The organism is Aneurinibacillus sp. XH2, assembly GCF_001439585.2.
Taxonomy (GTDB): Bacteria; Bacillota; Bacilli; order Aneurinibacillales; family Aneurinibacillaceae; genus Aneurinibacillus; species Aneurinibacillus thermoaerophilus.
The window spans coordinates 911,445-926,553 of sequence record NZ_CP014140.1 but is presented as its reverse complement, the minus strand read 5'-3'; the positions used below and the strand labels follow the sequence as shown (position 1 = coordinate 926,553).

Genomic DNA, 15,109 nt, shown 5'->3' with positions numbered 1-15,109 from the left:
TCATATTCGCCCTCACCCGTTGAATTCCCTTTTTCAACGATACACTAAATTTGTTCGCTTACCCACTGTTTCACAAATGCCAGTGCTTCAACGAGCTGCGCCGGATTCTTGCCGCCAGCCTGCGCCATGTCTGGACGGCCGCCACCGCCACCACCGCAGCGAACAGCCACTTCCTTTACAACCTTACCTGCATGAATCCCCTGCTTCACCAGATCAGCAGTTACGCCCGCAACGATGTTTACTTTTTCGTCTTTTACGGAACCCAGTACGACAACAACAGAACCAAGCTTCTGCTTCAGGTCGTCTACCATGTTGCGCAAGTTGTCCATATCAACGCCGTTTACTTTCGCAGCAAGAACCTTGATTCCCTTTATTTCTTGCACTTGTTCGGTAAGGGAAGCCGCTTCCAGATTGCTTAATTTAGCACGCAACGATTCGTTTTCACGCTCTAGGTTTTTCATTTCTGCTTTCAGCGCTTCAATGCGCTGCGGCACGTTGACAATGGTTGTCTTCAGCTCATCAGCCACCATTCTCAGCGTTTGCAGCTGTGTATTCAAATATTCGTAAGCCATACGGCCAGTTACTGCTTCGATGCGGCGTGTACCTGCGCCGATGCCCGCTTCACTTACAATCTTGAACAGACCAATTTCCGCGGTGTTACCCACATGGCAACCGCCGCACAGCTCAAGGCTGTAGTCACCTACCTGAACAACACGAACGATATCGCCGTATTTTTCGCCAAATAGGGCCATCGCCCCCATCGCTTTCGCTTCCTGAAGCGGCTTATGCATAATATGGACATCCATGTTGCACCATATTTGCTCATTGACTTTCGCTTCGATTTGCTCCAGCTCTTCCGGGGTCACTGCGCCGAAGTGCGAAAAGTCAAAGCGGAGACGGTCTGGAGCGACAAGCGAACCGGCCTGATTCACATGCTTGCCCAGCACGTCTTTCAACGCCTGATGCAACAGGTGCGTTGCGGTATGGTTCTTAATAATATCGGCGCGGGCTGCACGGTTCACAGCAGCTTCAACTGTATCACCCACTTTTAGTGTGCCGTTTTCCACAAGCACCGTATGCACATGCTGACCGTTTGGTCCCTTTTGCGTATCTTCGACTTTCGCCTGCATGTCGCCCGCACTCAAAAGCCCTTTGTCCGCTACCTGTCCACCTGATTCAGCATAGAATGGTGTACGGTCAAGAATAACCTGGCACTCTGTTCCAGCTCCCACCATGTCGACTGATCGGTTTTCGTGAACAATGGCCACAACTTTGGCGCTGCTAACAAGTTCACTGTAACCGACGAATTCGCTCTTCACTTTAATATCGCCGAGTACGCCGCCCTGTACCTGCATGCTGTCTTCATCCTGGCGGGCTGCCCGCGCACGGGCGCGCTGCTCTTCCATCGCCGCTTCAAATCCTTCGCGATCAACAGTCATCCCCTGTTCAGTCGCAAAGTCTTCCGTCAAATCAAATGGAAAGCCGTACGTATCATACAATTTAAACGCTTCTGGCCCACTGATTTGCGTTTTGCCTTCTTTTTTCGCTTCCGTTACCATTTGCTCCAGAATGTGCAGACCTTCATTCAGCGTTTCACGGAAACGCTCTTCTTCATTTTTGATTACGCGCTCAATAAACTCACGCTTCTCTAGTATTTCTGGATAGTAGGATTTCATAATTTCTCCCACAACCGAGGTCAATGTGTACAGGAACGACTTATCGATGCCGAGTACTTTTCCATACCGAACCGCGCGACGCAACAAACGACGAATTACGTAGCCGCGACCTTCATTAGACGGAAGGGCCCCATCGCCGATGGCAAACACAACTGTGCGCGAGTGGTCGGCAATAACTTTTAAAGCCACATCCTTCTCCGGCGATTGACCGTATTTTACGCCAGCGATATTGCAAGTTGCTTCAATAATCGGGAACAAAAGATCCGTTTCAAAGTTATTGTCCACGTCTTGCATAATGGACGCCATACGTTCAAGCCCCATGCCTGTATCGATGTTTTTCTTTGGCAGCGGCGTGTAAGAACCGTCAGGATTATGGTTATACTGCGAAAACACAAGATTCCAGATTTCAAGATAGCGCTCATTTTCACCTCCCGGATACAATTCCGGATCATTCGGGTCATTGCCGTATTTTTCTCCGCGATCATAAAAAATCTCGCTGTTTGGTCCACACGGCCCTTCTCCAATATCCCAAAAATTCCCTTCCAAACGCACGATGCGTTCATCCGGAATGCCCACTTTTTTATTCCAGATTTCATACGCTTCATCGTCTTCCGGGTGAATGGTTACAGACAATTTCTCCGGATCGAAACCGATCCACTCCGGGCTGGTTAGGAATTCCCATGCCCACAGAATCGCTTCTTCTTTAAAATAATCGCCAATGGAGAAATTGCCGAGCATTTCAAAAAATGTATGATGACGCGCCGTTTTTCCTACGTTTTCAATGTCGTTTGTACGAATTGATTTTTGCGAGTTTGTAATGCGCGGATTTTCCGGCACAACGCGGCCGTCGAAATATTTTTTCAACGTGGCAACACCGCTATTAATCCAGAGCAACGAAGGATCGTCAACCGGAATCAGCGGTGCGCTAGGCTCTACTTTGTGCCCCTTGCTGACGAAGAAGTCCAGAAACTTCTGGCGAATCTCAGCGGATGACATTTGTTTCATTTCAATCTTACCCCTCCATAAAAGTGTATATAATAGCACTCTTTACGGATAAGAAACAGCGTCTTATCCATCAAAAAAGCCCTCCATCCCAGAGTTTCTTCAGGGACGAGAGCTTATCTTCTCACGCGGTACCACCCTGCTTACCCGCACATATAGCACGGATCGCCTTATTTTACAGATAACGGGCTTTTTAACCCGGCAGGATTTTGCGCCCTGCTCTCAGGAGTAGCATTCAACGGCTCTTCTTGTAAAGATTCTCTCAACCATGGAATCTTCTCTCTGTGACAAGGGCTGCCGTCTACTCATTCCTTCAACGATTTAGCGATATTTCTAATGATACAGTATAATTTATTATACAGATTTACCATCTTTCCTGTCAATTAACCCTCTTCTGGACATTCCGATCTGCGTATTGTATGGATAATGATATGCTGAATGACCACTTTCAAGCTTGCCACGATCGGCACCGCAAGAATTAATCCAGCGATGCCGGCGATTTCTCCACCGATCATTACCGACAAAATAATCAACAGCGGATGCATATGAAGCGATCTCCCAACAATCATCGGAGACACAATGTTGCCTTCCAGCACTTGAATGACCGCGTTAACAATAAGCGCATAGAGCGCCATTTTCCAGGAAATCGTCAGTGCAAACAAAACAGCGGGCGCCGCGCCGAATACCGGACCAATGTATGGAATAATGTTTGTAATGGCAACAAATGAAGCAAACACAATCGCGTACGGTAAACCGACGAAAAAATACCCGGCATACGCCAGCGCCCCTACTGCTACGCACACGATAAGCTGACCGCGAATATATTGCCCGAGCGCTGTATCAATATCATGCAGCATCCTGCGTACGGTCGGTCGATGCCGTTTGGGCACAAGCAGCAACATACCTTTTTGCATTGGCTTCATGTCTTTTAGCATATAAAAAACGATAAACGGTACAAGCAAAACAAACAAGATTTTTTCCAACCAACTGTCTACGCCAGTAAATAATCCATTTACATAGTTGGTCATCGCAATCTCAATCTGTTGGATACCCGCGGTTAACCCTCCGTGCAAAGAAAATGGCGTCTGCGCCTGCCGGATGCGCATATAACCAATCCAATCCCTGTACGTTCCGACAAGTTCGGGAAATTTAGCCGATAATTCTTTGTATTCGCGAATAAGGATCGGCCCGGCATTGACAATAAGGAATAGAAGAAACAGAAAAAATAAAGTGTAAATCAGGAGAATGGCCAGGCTGCGAGGAAAATGACGGCGCATCAAAAACGTAACGATAGGATTCAGCAAATAAGCGATAATCAACGCGAAAAAAAACGGCGTTAACACTTTTTTTGCAATCTCAAATGCTCCGATAAAAAATACGCCCACTTTACCCAGCAAAAAAAGAATAAGCAAAGCAAGAGAAATGATTAGCAGAAAATACAACCAGTTGGTTCGCGTAATCCGTTCCATGTTCATTCACTTCCGCCCATGCATAACCTTTTTGGCGTTTCTAGTATGCGCCAAAAAGGGAAAGAAATTCATGGAACTATTTTCCACGATGTAGCAGGATTTTTTTAGAAGGGCGCGAACATACAAGTAGAAACAACTGACAATATATAAACCACCCATGTGTAAAGAAGCAATGAAAGATAGGCCGTCACTCCTTTCTTCCAAAGCTTTAGGCAGTGCCTATCCAACCTCTTTTTACTATAAGACAGGCACTGATGCATAAAAAGTGATATGGAAATAAAGGGGAGTCGCTATGCTGGGTACAGGAAAGTTCAAAAGAATACAGTAAACTACTTAAGCAATACGGAGAAACTTATCTGTATTAAGAAAAAATGAAAAGAAAAAGGAAGTTTACCAATGAAAAAATTTATCTTTGTTATTCTTCTCATCATCTTACTGCTTTCAGCATGTTCGAAGCCTCCGAGTCCTACTCCTAATTCGGAACATACTTCCACTATCAAGAATAACTTTCTTTATATATCACCAACGGATTTATTTGAAGGAGATGCAGCAAAATTTCAAGCTTTCCTTGGTCCTCTATCCGGCGCAGTAAAAATAAAATACAAAGGTAACAAGCGAAAACTAAAATCTACCATTGAGCTTTGGGAAAACGGAAAAAAAACTCAAACGATAGGTGGAGAAGAGACTGACATTTTTAGTAAACAAGGGGAATTTAACGGAGAGCTCGCTTTTTCATTTCAAGAAGAAACCATTGAAAAGACGAAACCTCAATATACTGTCACTTCTGCTCTTATTCATGAGGGAGGATACTCAAGCTCTACTTTTCATCTTAATAAGAATGCACAGCACCATATACATGGCATAGTGAATCTAAAACAAGACTTAGCTATCGCTGATAATGCAGATGTTGCTGTTTGGGGAATTCAAGCAACGGATGAAAATAGCATATCAACAAGTTCCCCCGAGCAAGCTTTGAAAACTGCCAAGTGGTTATTAATCGTCAAAATTTCATTATTGGATTAGCTGTTTCATCGATATTTGTCAAGCAGCCGAGTCGGAATGATTTACCACGACTACATGACTGAAAAGATACAAGCCCCCATTTCAAACGGTGTGATCCGTTAAGTGGGGGTAGTTGAGTTGGCGTAAGCAAGTCCAAAAAAACAACGACATGTTCTTAAATCACATTGATTGAACAGAGACCTTTTTTCGGCTGGCAATCCACATACTAAAGGGAATACTTAAAAATCCTAAAATAACATAAACAGGGGTGAAATATGGAGCTGCTTCAGCTTCAATAAAGTTCATTACTGTTACTCCACTGGTATCCCCATCTCCTCCAGCTGCAAGCAAAACAGCTCCAATAAAATAGATGAGTACCTTCTCACATACTACTGGTACAACACTTAGCCAAAACGCGCTTTTTACAGGATGAGAAAAAAACATCCGAGCATATATACCAGTTAAAAAATAGGGTACAATAATTAACAAAATTCCAAGATAAGTACCTGAATAGATTCGATAGCGATCAATAGGAAGCCCAGTAATTAGTCCATATAAAGTTGTAGCCACTAAAAAGACCGTAAAATAGCAAAGAGTAATCATCAACCAGCCATTAATAAATTTCCCCATAGATGCACCTCCATCCTTATTTTACCACATAGCTTCGCCTTCATCCTATATCAACTACATTTTTGAAAAAATGACTGAGAAATTATTTTGCCTTATTCTTTCCTCAAGCGTAACTTATGGTGAAGAACCATTTCCCATTCAATTTAACCAAATTTTTATATTGTATTAATATATACCCAAAATTACCCTGCTATCATAAACATTAAATTAGTTCTTAAGACCTCAATAAAGAAGAATAATTCTAGCATATTAAGGCGGAAGAATCATGAAAAAACATATAACTCTCCAGACAAGATTAATGATTTTATTGACAGTAGTAACGGTCATCGCTTTCGCTACCCTGTACTTTTTCGTGGAACGAAGCGTCACCCAATCGCTGCGCTCCGCTACTTTGCAAGGGATGGACCAAGCTTCAAGCGAAGCTGCCATCCTTGTCGGCAAGGATTTGACTGACAGGCAACAATCGCTGTTTCAATTGGCCCAATTTCCCATAATTAAAGCGGTTGACACCCGGTCAGACCGAGCGGATGAAGCGGGCCGTTTTCTGACTTCCATTACTAGAAATCAACCTGAATACGAAGCGTTGTATATTACGATGCCGGAAGGAAACATCATTGCCGGCTCAAACGGATACATGATTGGCCAAACGTTTCCCGAACTTGATGTATTACAAACAGCGCAAAAAGCGGGAAAACGCATCATTAGCAATGTGCGCTATGGAGAGGATGGAAGTCCTTTGCTTTATTTGACAGAGCCGGTTAACAATGGACGCAGCTTCCTCGTGGCTGCCATACGGCTGGACGCTATCGGTTCGCATATTGCGCGAATAAAAATGGGGAAAACGGGATACGCTTATTTGGTTGATAAAAATGGTCTCATATTGGCGCATCCACTGAAAAAACACGTGGCCAAACTCCGGATAAACAAACAAAACTTCGGTCAAGCCATGCTAAAGATGAAAAAGGGGCAACTGGAATACACGTTTGAAGGAAAATCCAACCTCGTATCATTTCGGCCCATCGAACAAACCGGGTGGATTGTGGCTATTACAATGGAAAGTCAAGAAGCGTACGCGGCCATTGCGCAGACCCGTTACATCATTTTAATGATTTCCCTGATTTCCCTTCTTGTTTTGCTGCTTATTCTATCATTCATTATGAAACGTACGCTCGTAAAACCCATTCAGCATGTTCAGGAATGCTTTAAAATAGCCGCAAGCGGCGATTTGACAACACAGGCGCATATTGTACGCGAAGACGAGCTAGGGCATCTGGCGCGTGGTTTTAATCAAATGACCGGTGACTTACGCAATCTGGTAGCTACCATGCAGCGCTCGGCAGAAGAAGTATCTTCCACCTCCGAACAATTGGCCGCCACCGCTGAAGAGACCGGCGCCTCCGCCTCGCAAATTGCCCATACGATACAGCAAATCGCGAAAAATATTAATGAACAGGCAGAAGCGGTTGACCATGTTCATGTAGAGATGAACCATGCCCATGAAAAAGTCAAGGATACCACGACCGCCGCGTCTCAGGCGCTGCAAGTGGCCGAGGAGACACGCCGAGCCGCAAATGAGGGAATGGCGTCTGTTAATGAAGCGATCCAGCACCTTGATACGGTAGCCCAAGCCGTTATCTCCACCACAGAAACCATTCAAAAATTAGGGCAACGCTCGGAAGAGATCGGAAATGTCGTGCATATGATTTCCTCCATTGCCGAGCAGACCAATCTATTGGCACTAAATGCCACTATCGAAGCCGCGCGGGCCGGTCAACATGGAAAAGGATTTGCGGTCGTCGCAGGAGAAGTGCGGAAGCTGGCAGAAGAAGCGGCAAAAGCGGCACAGGAAATTGTGAATTTGGTGAAACATATCCAAAGCGAAACAGCGGTTACTATCCGCTCAATGGAAATGAATGTGGAGCAAGTACAGCGCCAAATCTCCATCATTAATCAAGGGGAAAGGGCTCTATTCAACATTGTGGAGAAAACGAACCAAACAAAAAAAGAGATGGAAAAAATTAAACAAAAACAAGAAGAAGTTCATAAAATGGTAGAAAATTTGCACGAGCGAATCCGGTTTGTTGCGGCAGTGAGCCGGGAAACCTCGGGCGGATTACGTGAAATCTCCGCTTCCATCCAAGAGCAAAGTCAAACAGCTGAAGATATGTCCTTAAATATCGAATCATTGTCTGAACTGGCCGCACGAGCCCATCAAGAAGCCCTTAAATTCAATGTATAAGAAACCGAAGCAATAAAAAACGAGGAAGCATGCACGCGAAAAGTCTATGTCCCAAGCAGGGAAAAAGACAACACGTGTTGCTCCTCGTTTTCGTTTTTATCGAAACGCCTTTCGCAGCATCCGCATGCCGGCGCCTGTCATAAAGCGTGGCGAAATGTTTAACATCCCGGCGAATCTAAAATTGCGCAGCATACGATTTCCGAAACGGAAAATACGCTCCGCACGGCTTCGTCTCGCCCGCCGCATGATTCCGACAAGGCTCATTGCGACCAGTATCGCAGCTCCCATCCAAAGTGAACGGTTCACCGCACTCATCTCCTTACATATTAGTCTCAAACGGCGGTGGGCAATCTTCAAAAAACAAATCATTCAGCGAATGCAAAGTTCCGTCTTCTTCCACCTGGAAAACGGACGATACTTTATTCCCTGAAGTCGTAAATTCAATGTAGCAGTTCCAGCAATAGTACTGATTGGTACCGATTTTACCGATATCTTTTGACTGACAGTTAGGGCAATTTATCATTCCTTTTTTCCTCCTGTACGCGGAAGGGCCGCCTTACTCCCCAGGGGAGACAATTACCGTATCCTCGCCCATTTTTATATTCGGCGCGCTCCGAATCATTTTACGACCGTCCATAATATCCGACAAAATTCCGTTAGACAATTCGTACCCTACTATTCTCCCCGTTTCCGCAGAAAAATAAACATCTTCCACAAACCCCAACTGCTCGCCAGTGTCCGTGATAAACATTCGATTCTGCATGTGAGCCTTTCCGGTCTGAACACATATCCAGTTAGAAGGAAGAGAAGAAAAGAGTACCATCGCCCTCTCAGTTATCGTTACGCAATCGGCACCTATCGCACAAATCGCTTCCGCTGGCACATACTTTCCCTTCCTAAGAAAGTTTTTCTCCACAAGCAAAAGCCCGGCCAGCTCCATCCGTTCATTGAACAGAAGATCATGGACATAGCCCACCTCTTTGCCCCGCTTCAGTTCAATAACAGGAAGTCCAATGATGTCGCGTGCCCGCTGCATAGCGATCATCTCCTTCCATATCCTTTAGTATGGGGCAAAGAGGTGAGACTATGCTACAAAAAGGATACCAATCATCCCTTATTCACAATTCGCGCAATTCGTTCCGCAGCTTCCCGCACTTGCTCTTCCGTATTGCCGTAACCAAAGCTGAAACGAATGGCAGAAATGAGCCGATCTTCCGGCAGGTTCATAGCGCGCAGCACATGAGAAATTTCCAGCGATCCGGACATGCATGCTGAACCGCTCGCAGCGGCAACGCCCGCGATATCGAGCTTCATCAGCATCGCTTCCGTCTTCGTACCAGGAAAACTTACATTCAAAATATGCGGCATATAAAACTTGGGATGTCCGTTCACTACGTAATCAACACTTTGTTCATCCCAAACGGCCATCATCATCCGACGCAGCTTCTCATAATGCGCGCGCCTCTCTTCCCGTGTATTTATAGCGAGCTCAGCTGCGCGGGCAAATCCGACAATACCGGCTACATTTTCCGTTCCGGCACGCCGCTTTTTTTCCTGATTGCCACCGTGTATATAGGAAGCAATTTTAATTCCGCGTCTTGCGTAAAGGGAGCCAACACCTTTCGGCCCGTTGACTTTATGGGCAGAAATCGACAGCAAATCCACATGCAAGCGTTTCACATCCACTTCTTCAATCCCAAACGCCTGCACCGCGTCCGTATGGAAATATACGCCTCGCTCTTTGGCTAGCTTGCCGATTTTACCGATGTGTTGCAACGTACCAACTTCATTGTTGCCAAACATAATGCTAATCATCACCGTGTCCGGACGGATCGCCTGCGCTACATCTTCAACAGCCACGCGTCCCGTCTCATCGACAGGCAAATACGTCACCTCATAACCGAGAGACTCAAGATATTCGCATGTATGCAAAACGGCGTGGTGCTCAATCTGGCTCGTAATCAAATGCTTGCCTTTATCCCGGTTGGCCGTCATCACGCCAATAAGCGCCATATTATCGGCTTCAGTACCACCGCTCGTAAAAATAATTTCTCCCGGTTCTGCATTCACGCAACGTGCGATAATGGAACGCGCTTCATCAACGGTATGTCGTACACGCTGTCCGAATCTATGCATGCTAGACGGATTGCCATGCATGTCACGATAATACGGAAGCATTGCTTCCAGCACTTCAGGATGAACAGGAGTGGTCGCCGCATGATCCAAATAAATTTCTTGCATGGTGTCTCTCCTTACCATTCATCAATTTACCTGTGTTAAATATAAAACATATACGAATCCGTCTGATTTTCGTCTTTATAAGAGATCAAATCCTGCAACGTAGTCGTATCGAGCACCTGACTGATACTGTCACGGATGCGAATCCATAAATTGCGCTTGGCTGGATCTTCTTCCTCTTCAAATTCAACTGGACTGATCGGGCCTTCCAGCACGCGAATAACATCGCCTGCCGTAATCTCTTCCGGCGGATGAGCAAGAATATATCCACCATAAGCGCCGCGGATGCTTTTTACAAGTCCAGCATTCCGGAGCGGAGCCACAAGCTGCTCAAGATAATGTTCTGATAAATCATGTTTCTGTGCGATCGCCTTCAACGACATCTGGCCTTCCCCATATCGGTTCGCCAGTTCCATCATAATAGTCAAACCATATCTTCCTTTTGTTGATATTCTCAAATAAATCCACCCTTCTTTCTATTTTTCTTTCCTTATGGTACGCAAATACTCCTTCATATGGCGTTCATAGCCAATTTCTTTCGGCCGGTAAAATGTCTCGTTTACCCCTTCGGGCAAGTATTGTTGTTTCACATATGAATTCGGATAATCATGCGGATACAGATATCCCTCCCCATGTCCGAGTTTCTCGGCACCTTTGTAATGCTTGTCCCGCAAATGCAGCGGTACAGCACCATGCCCGTGCTGCCGAACGTAACGAAGCGCAGCATTGATTCCCTCGTACGCAGCGTTGCTTTTAGGCGCCGAAGCGAGGTATGTAGTCGCCTGCGCCAGCGGAATGCGTCCTTCCGGCATGCCAACAAGCTCCAGCGCTTGGAATGCTGCGATCGCCACCTGCAAGGCCCGCGGATCGCCATTACCTACATCTTCAGAAGCAGCAATGACCAGCCGACGCGCGATAAATCGCGGATCTTCCCCGGCATCAATCATGCGCGCCAGCCAATACAGCGCCGCATCCGGGTCAGAACCACGAATGGATTTAATGTATGCGGAAATCGTATCATAATGGTTGTCTCCTGTCTTATCATACCGCACCGCGCGCCGCTGGATAGAATCAACCGCTATGTCCAGCGTAATGCGCACATTTCCCTCACTGTCTCTCGGTGTTGTCGCAACAGCCAGTTCCAGCGCATTCAGCAAGCGGCGGCCATCTCCTTCCGCATACCGGATAAAATGATGACGCGCTTCCTCATCTAATTGTACAGAAAGTTTACCATATCCCCGTTCCTTATCGGTAAGCGCCCGGTCAATCACCCGGTTCATGTCTTCCTCCGTTAACGCGCGCAACTGAAACAGTTGGGAACGGGAAAGCAGCGCGGCGTTTACTTCAAAAAAAGGATTCTCAGTTGTCGCGCCAATTAGCCGGATGGTGCCATCTTCCACATACGGCAATAACGCATCTTGCTGGGATTTATTGAAACGGTGGATTTCATCCACAAACAGCGTTGTCCCTTGTCCGTACATCTCTCGGCGCTGCTTTGCTTCTTCCACTACCCGCCGGATATCCGCCACACCCGCGGTGACGGCATTCATATCGGTGAAGTGCGTTTGCGTCGTCCGAGCAATGATGCGGGCGAGCGTCGTTTTTCCGGTGCCTGGCGGCCCGTGAAAAATAAGCGAAGATATGCGATCAGCTTCGATCGCACGGCGCAGAAGCTTCCCTTCACCAAGAATGTGATTCTGTCCAACAAACTCGTCCAGCGTGCGCGGTCGCATGCGATCCGCCAGCGGCTGGTGTCTGCTTTGTCCGCGCTCATTTTCTTCTTCTTGAGCGTAGGAGAATAAGTCCATTCGTTGCCCCCTCCTTGCGCCTCATTCCTAAATCCTACTAATTATAGAAAAAAAATAAGCATAAGTAAAGGATGCCGCCACAAAACCAGCACCCTTTCCTTGCTTTTTTTCCTATCTTAGTCTTCCCGCAACACTTCGATACCGGCTTTCTCCAGCAGGTCACGAATAATGACACTTGTCATGATTAATCCGGCGACAGATGGTACAAACGCCACGCTCGCCGGTGGACGGATCGCTTTGCGGATCGGGGAATTCGGATCCTGCACAACCTCTTTCAATACCTCTTCACGGGCCGCGACCGGCGTTTCAGTAGAATATACCACTTTTACACCTTTCTTGATCCCTTTTTTGCGCAGCTCCCGGCGTAGCACTTTAGCTATCGGATCATAAGAAGTTTCAAACAAATCCGCTACCTGAAAACGCGTAGGATCCAGCTTATTGGCTGCTCCCATGCTGCTGATAAGCGGAATGCCGCGCTCACGACACTGAAGAATCAAGTGCAACTTGGCCGAGATGGTATCCATCGCGTCAGCTACATAATCAAGCTTATGTTTAAACAATTGCTCATACGTTTCCTCGTTGTAGAACATTTTTAACGTAACAACTTCACATTCTGGATTAATGCTCGCAATCCGCTTTTTCATTATATCCACTTTTGACTGCCCGATCGTCTCAAGCGTCGCCGGAATTTGCCGGTTACAATTCGTGATGTCGACATCGTCCTTGTCGATAAGAACCAGTTTGCCGATACCAGTACGGGCGAGCGATTCGACGGTAAAGGAACCGACCCCCCCTACACCCAGCACGGCGACGGCGCTGTCCCTAAACAATTCGATTCCTTCGCGACCGACTGCAAGCTCTGTGCGAGAAAATTGATGCAGCATAACGATCTCCTTTTCATTTTGTTTTCTTATATGGTAAAAGAAAGCCCGCAGAGAGAAATCCTCTGCGGGCCGCAGCATTAACAATAAAAGTAAGAACCCCAGGAATGCCGTGATGCCTGTGTTTTGAACCTGCTCTGGCAGGTGGGAGACCTGTCCGCTGCTTTACAGGTCCGCTCAATTCAGGGCGGCTTCTGCGCCACAGCGGAACCCCAGTTTCCCTTTTCATTAGTGTTGGTACAAAACAAACGGGTCGCTCACGCACATCACAGGGTTCTTAACTTTGTTGTGACTTCATCTTACACAATTTTGAAAACGATTTCAAGCGGTAAATTCGGCCCAATTTTCACTAATTATTACCAAGTTACTTATTTATCATCTGACTTCTTTGGCATAAAAACGCGGATCGATAACTCTTCCAACTGCTTCGGATCGACCGTGCTCGGTGCGTCCGTCATAAAATCACGGGCACTTGCCGTTTTCGGGAATGCGATCGTGTCGCGCAGACTGCTTCGACCGGCCAAAATCATTACGATACGATCCAGGCCAAACGCGATACCGCCGTGCGGAGGCGTACCATACTCGAATGCATCCAGAAGGAAGCCGAATTTCTCCTGTGCTTCTTCCTGGCTAAAGCCAAGCGCTTTAAACATTTTCTCTTGCACATCGCGCTTATAAATACGCATGCTGCCGCCGCCGATCTCAAAACCGTTCAGTACCATGTCGTACGCTTGAGCGCGAATTTTCCCAGGATCGGTATCGAACAATTCCACATCTTCCGGACGCGGGCGGGTAAACGGATGGTGCAGCGCCACATACCGCTTTGCCTCTTCATCCCATTCAAGCAATGGGAAATCCACAACCCATGCAAAGGCAAACTTGCTTTCATCAATGAGACCGAGCTCTTTACCGAATTTCAGACGCAGCGCACCGAGAGAATCGGCCACGACTTTCGGCTTGTCCGCCACAAATAACAACAGGTCATTGTTCTCTACCTGCATGCGATCTTTGATAGCGGCAATTTCTTCTTCCGTAAAAAATTTGGCGATCGGCCCTTTTATTTCATCATCTTTAAACGCCATCCATGCCAGGCCTTTCGCACCATAGCGGCCCGCAAATTTCATCAATTCATCCACATCTTTGCGGGAGTAGTGCGCGCACCCTTTTACGTTGATGCCTTTTACTTGCCCGCCTTTTTTCATTGTGCTGCTGAACACCTGGAAGCCACAGTTTTCTGCGATGTCCGAGATATCTACTAATTCCATACCGAAGCGAAGATCAGGCTTGTCTGAGCCGTAACGATCCATAGCTTCCGCGTATGTTAGGCGCTGGAACGGTGTTTCAATGTCGATATTGAGCACTTCTTTGCAAACTTTTGCCATCATTTCTTCCATCATGGACATTAACTCCTCCATGTTAAGGAACGATGTCTCAATATCGACCTGTGTAAACTCCGGCTGGCGATCTGCACGCAAGTCTTCGTCACGGAAACAACGCACAATTTGGAAATAGCGTTCATAGCCGGCCACCATCAGCAATTGCTTAAAAATCTGCGGCGACTGCGGCAGCGCGAAAAATTCACCCGGGTTCACGCGGCTAGGCACCAGATAGTCACGCGCTCCCTCCGGCGTACTTTTGGTAAGCATAGGCGTTTCGATTTCAAGAAAACCTTTGCTATCCAGATAATCGCGGAACAACTTCGTCACTTTATGGCGCAGTTCCATCGTTTTATACATTTCCGGACGACGCAGATCCAAATAACGATACTTTAAGCGAATTTGTTCATCTACATCGATATTATCTTCAATAAAGAACGGTGGCGTTTTTGCCTGGTTAATGATTTCAATTTCATTTACCTGTACTTCAATTTCCCCGGTTTCCAAGTTCGGATTCACTGTTTCCGGATCTCGCTCTACGACTTTTCCTTTTACGCTGACAACATATTCACTGCGCAGCTTATCACCAACCGCATGCGCTTCCGGATTAATCTCAGGATTAAATACGATTTGCACAATACCCGTACGATCGCGCAAATCGACAAAGATAACCCCCCCCAAGTCGCGGCGCTTCTGCACCCATCCGTTTAAGACAACCTCTTTGCCCACATCTGTTCTGCGGAGCGTGCCGCAAAATACGTTTCGTTGTTGGAATTCCATTTCTCTTC

At 46.6% G+C, this 15,109-nt stretch carries 13 protein-coding genes and 1 other RNA gene; 2 read left to right on the top strand and 12 right to left on the bottom strand.

Going from position 1 to position 15,109, the window contains the following annotated elements:
• Positions 1–44 precede the first annotated feature (44 nt).
• Together alaS and ACH33_RS04470 are read right to left on the bottom strand one after the other, a co-directional pair.
• Positions 45–2,681, bottom strand: coding sequence for an alanine--tRNA ligase (gene alaS / locus ACH33_RS04475; protein ID WP_057897952.1), 2,637 nt, complete (start codon positions 2,679–2,681; stop codon positions 45–47).
• A gap of 380 nt (positions 2,682–3,061) precedes the next feature.
• Complete coding sequence (locus tag ACH33_RS04470) at positions 3,062–4,153, bottom strand: AI-2E family transporter (RefSeq protein ID WP_057897951.1); 1,092 nt, start codon at positions 4,151–4,153, stop codon at positions 3,062–3,064.
• 390 nt (positions 4,154–4,543) lie between these two features.
• Between ACH33_RS04470 and ACH33_RS04465 the strand changes: the two genes are divergently transcribed.
• Positions 4,544–5,170 carry a hypothetical protein gene (locus ACH33_RS04465; RefSeq protein WP_057897950.1) on the top strand — a complete coding sequence of 209 codons (627 nt, stop codon included), beginning with the start codon at positions 4,544–4,546 and terminating at the stop codon, positions 5,168–5,170.
• Positions 5,171–5,329: 159 nt separating this feature from the next.
• Here ACH33_RS04465 and ACH33_RS04460 read toward each other — a convergent pair whose 3' ends face one another.
• Entirely contained in the window at positions 5,330–5,779 is a 450-nt protein-coding gene (locus ACH33_RS04460; protein ID WP_057897949.1) for a hypothetical protein, read from the bottom strand.
• 265 nt (positions 5,780–6,044) lie between these two features.
• On the opposite strand from ACH33_RS04460, the gene ACH33_RS04455 reads away from it, so the two are divergent.
• Positions 6,045–8,018 carry a methyl-accepting chemotaxis protein gene (locus ACH33_RS04455; RefSeq protein ID WP_057897948.1) on the top strand — a complete coding sequence of 658 codons (1,974 nt, stop codon included), beginning with the start codon at positions 6,045–6,047 and terminating at the stop codon, positions 8,016–8,018.
• A gap of 96 nt (positions 8,019–8,114) precedes the next feature.
• Here the strand turns inward: ACH33_RS04455 and ACH33_RS04450 are convergent, their stop codons facing one another.
• The 9 genes from ACH33_RS04450 to aspS all read right to left on the bottom strand — a co-directional run bounded on the left by ACH33_RS04450 (position 8,115) and on the right by aspS (position 15,101).
• Positions 8,115–8,324 (bottom strand): hypothetical protein, encoded by a 210-nt coding sequence (locus ACH33_RS04450; RefSeq protein ID WP_057897947.1) that lies wholly within the window; start codon positions 8,322–8,324, stop codon positions 8,115–8,117.
• 13 nt (positions 8,325–8,337) lie between these two features.
• Complete coding sequence (locus ACH33_RS04445; RefSeq protein ID WP_057897946.1) at positions 8,338–8,541, bottom strand: hypothetical protein; 204 nt, start codon at positions 8,539–8,541, stop codon at positions 8,338–8,340.
• 33 nt (positions 8,542–8,574) lie between these two features.
• A complete protein-coding gene (locus tag ACH33_RS04440) occupies positions 8,575–9,054 on the bottom strand; it encodes a PRC-barrel domain-containing protein (protein WP_057897945.1) in 480 nt (159 codons plus the stop codon).
• Positions 9,055–9,125: 71 nt separating this feature from the next.
• Positions 9,126–10,259 carry a cysteine desulfurase family protein gene (locus ACH33_RS04435; protein ID WP_057897944.1) on the bottom strand — a complete coding sequence of 378 codons (1,134 nt, stop codon included), beginning with the start codon at positions 10,257–10,259 and terminating at the stop codon, positions 9,126–9,128.
• Positions 10,260–10,294: 35 nt separating this feature from the next.
• Positions 10,295–10,714, bottom strand: a complete 420-nt coding sequence (gene cymR / locus ACH33_RS04430) for a cysteine metabolism transcriptional regulator CymR (protein ID WP_057897943.1) — start codon at positions 10,712–10,714, stop codon at positions 10,295–10,297.
• An 18-nt stretch (positions 10,715–10,732) separates the two neighbouring features.
• Complete coding sequence (locus ACH33_RS04425) at positions 10,733–12,064, bottom strand: AAA family ATPase (RefSeq protein ID WP_057897942.1); 1,332 nt, start codon at positions 12,062–12,064, stop codon at positions 10,733–10,735.
• A 116-nt stretch (positions 12,065–12,180) separates the two neighbouring features.
• On the bottom strand, positions 12,181–12,948 hold the full coding sequence (locus ACH33_RS04420) for a tRNA threonylcarbamoyladenosine dehydratase (protein WP_057897941.1): 768 nt from the start codon (positions 12,946–12,948) through the stop codon (positions 12,181–12,183).
• Between the two features lie 91 nt (positions 12,949–13,039).
• Positions 13,040–13,223: non-coding RNA, 6S RNA (gene ssrS / locus ACH33_RS04415), on the bottom strand.
• A 90-nt stretch (positions 13,224–13,313) separates the two neighbouring features.
• A complete protein-coding gene (gene aspS, locus ACH33_RS04410) occupies positions 13,314–15,101 on the bottom strand; it encodes an aspartate--tRNA ligase (protein WP_057897940.1) in 1,788 nt (595 codons plus the stop codon).
• Positions 15,102–15,109 lie beyond the last annotated feature (8 nt).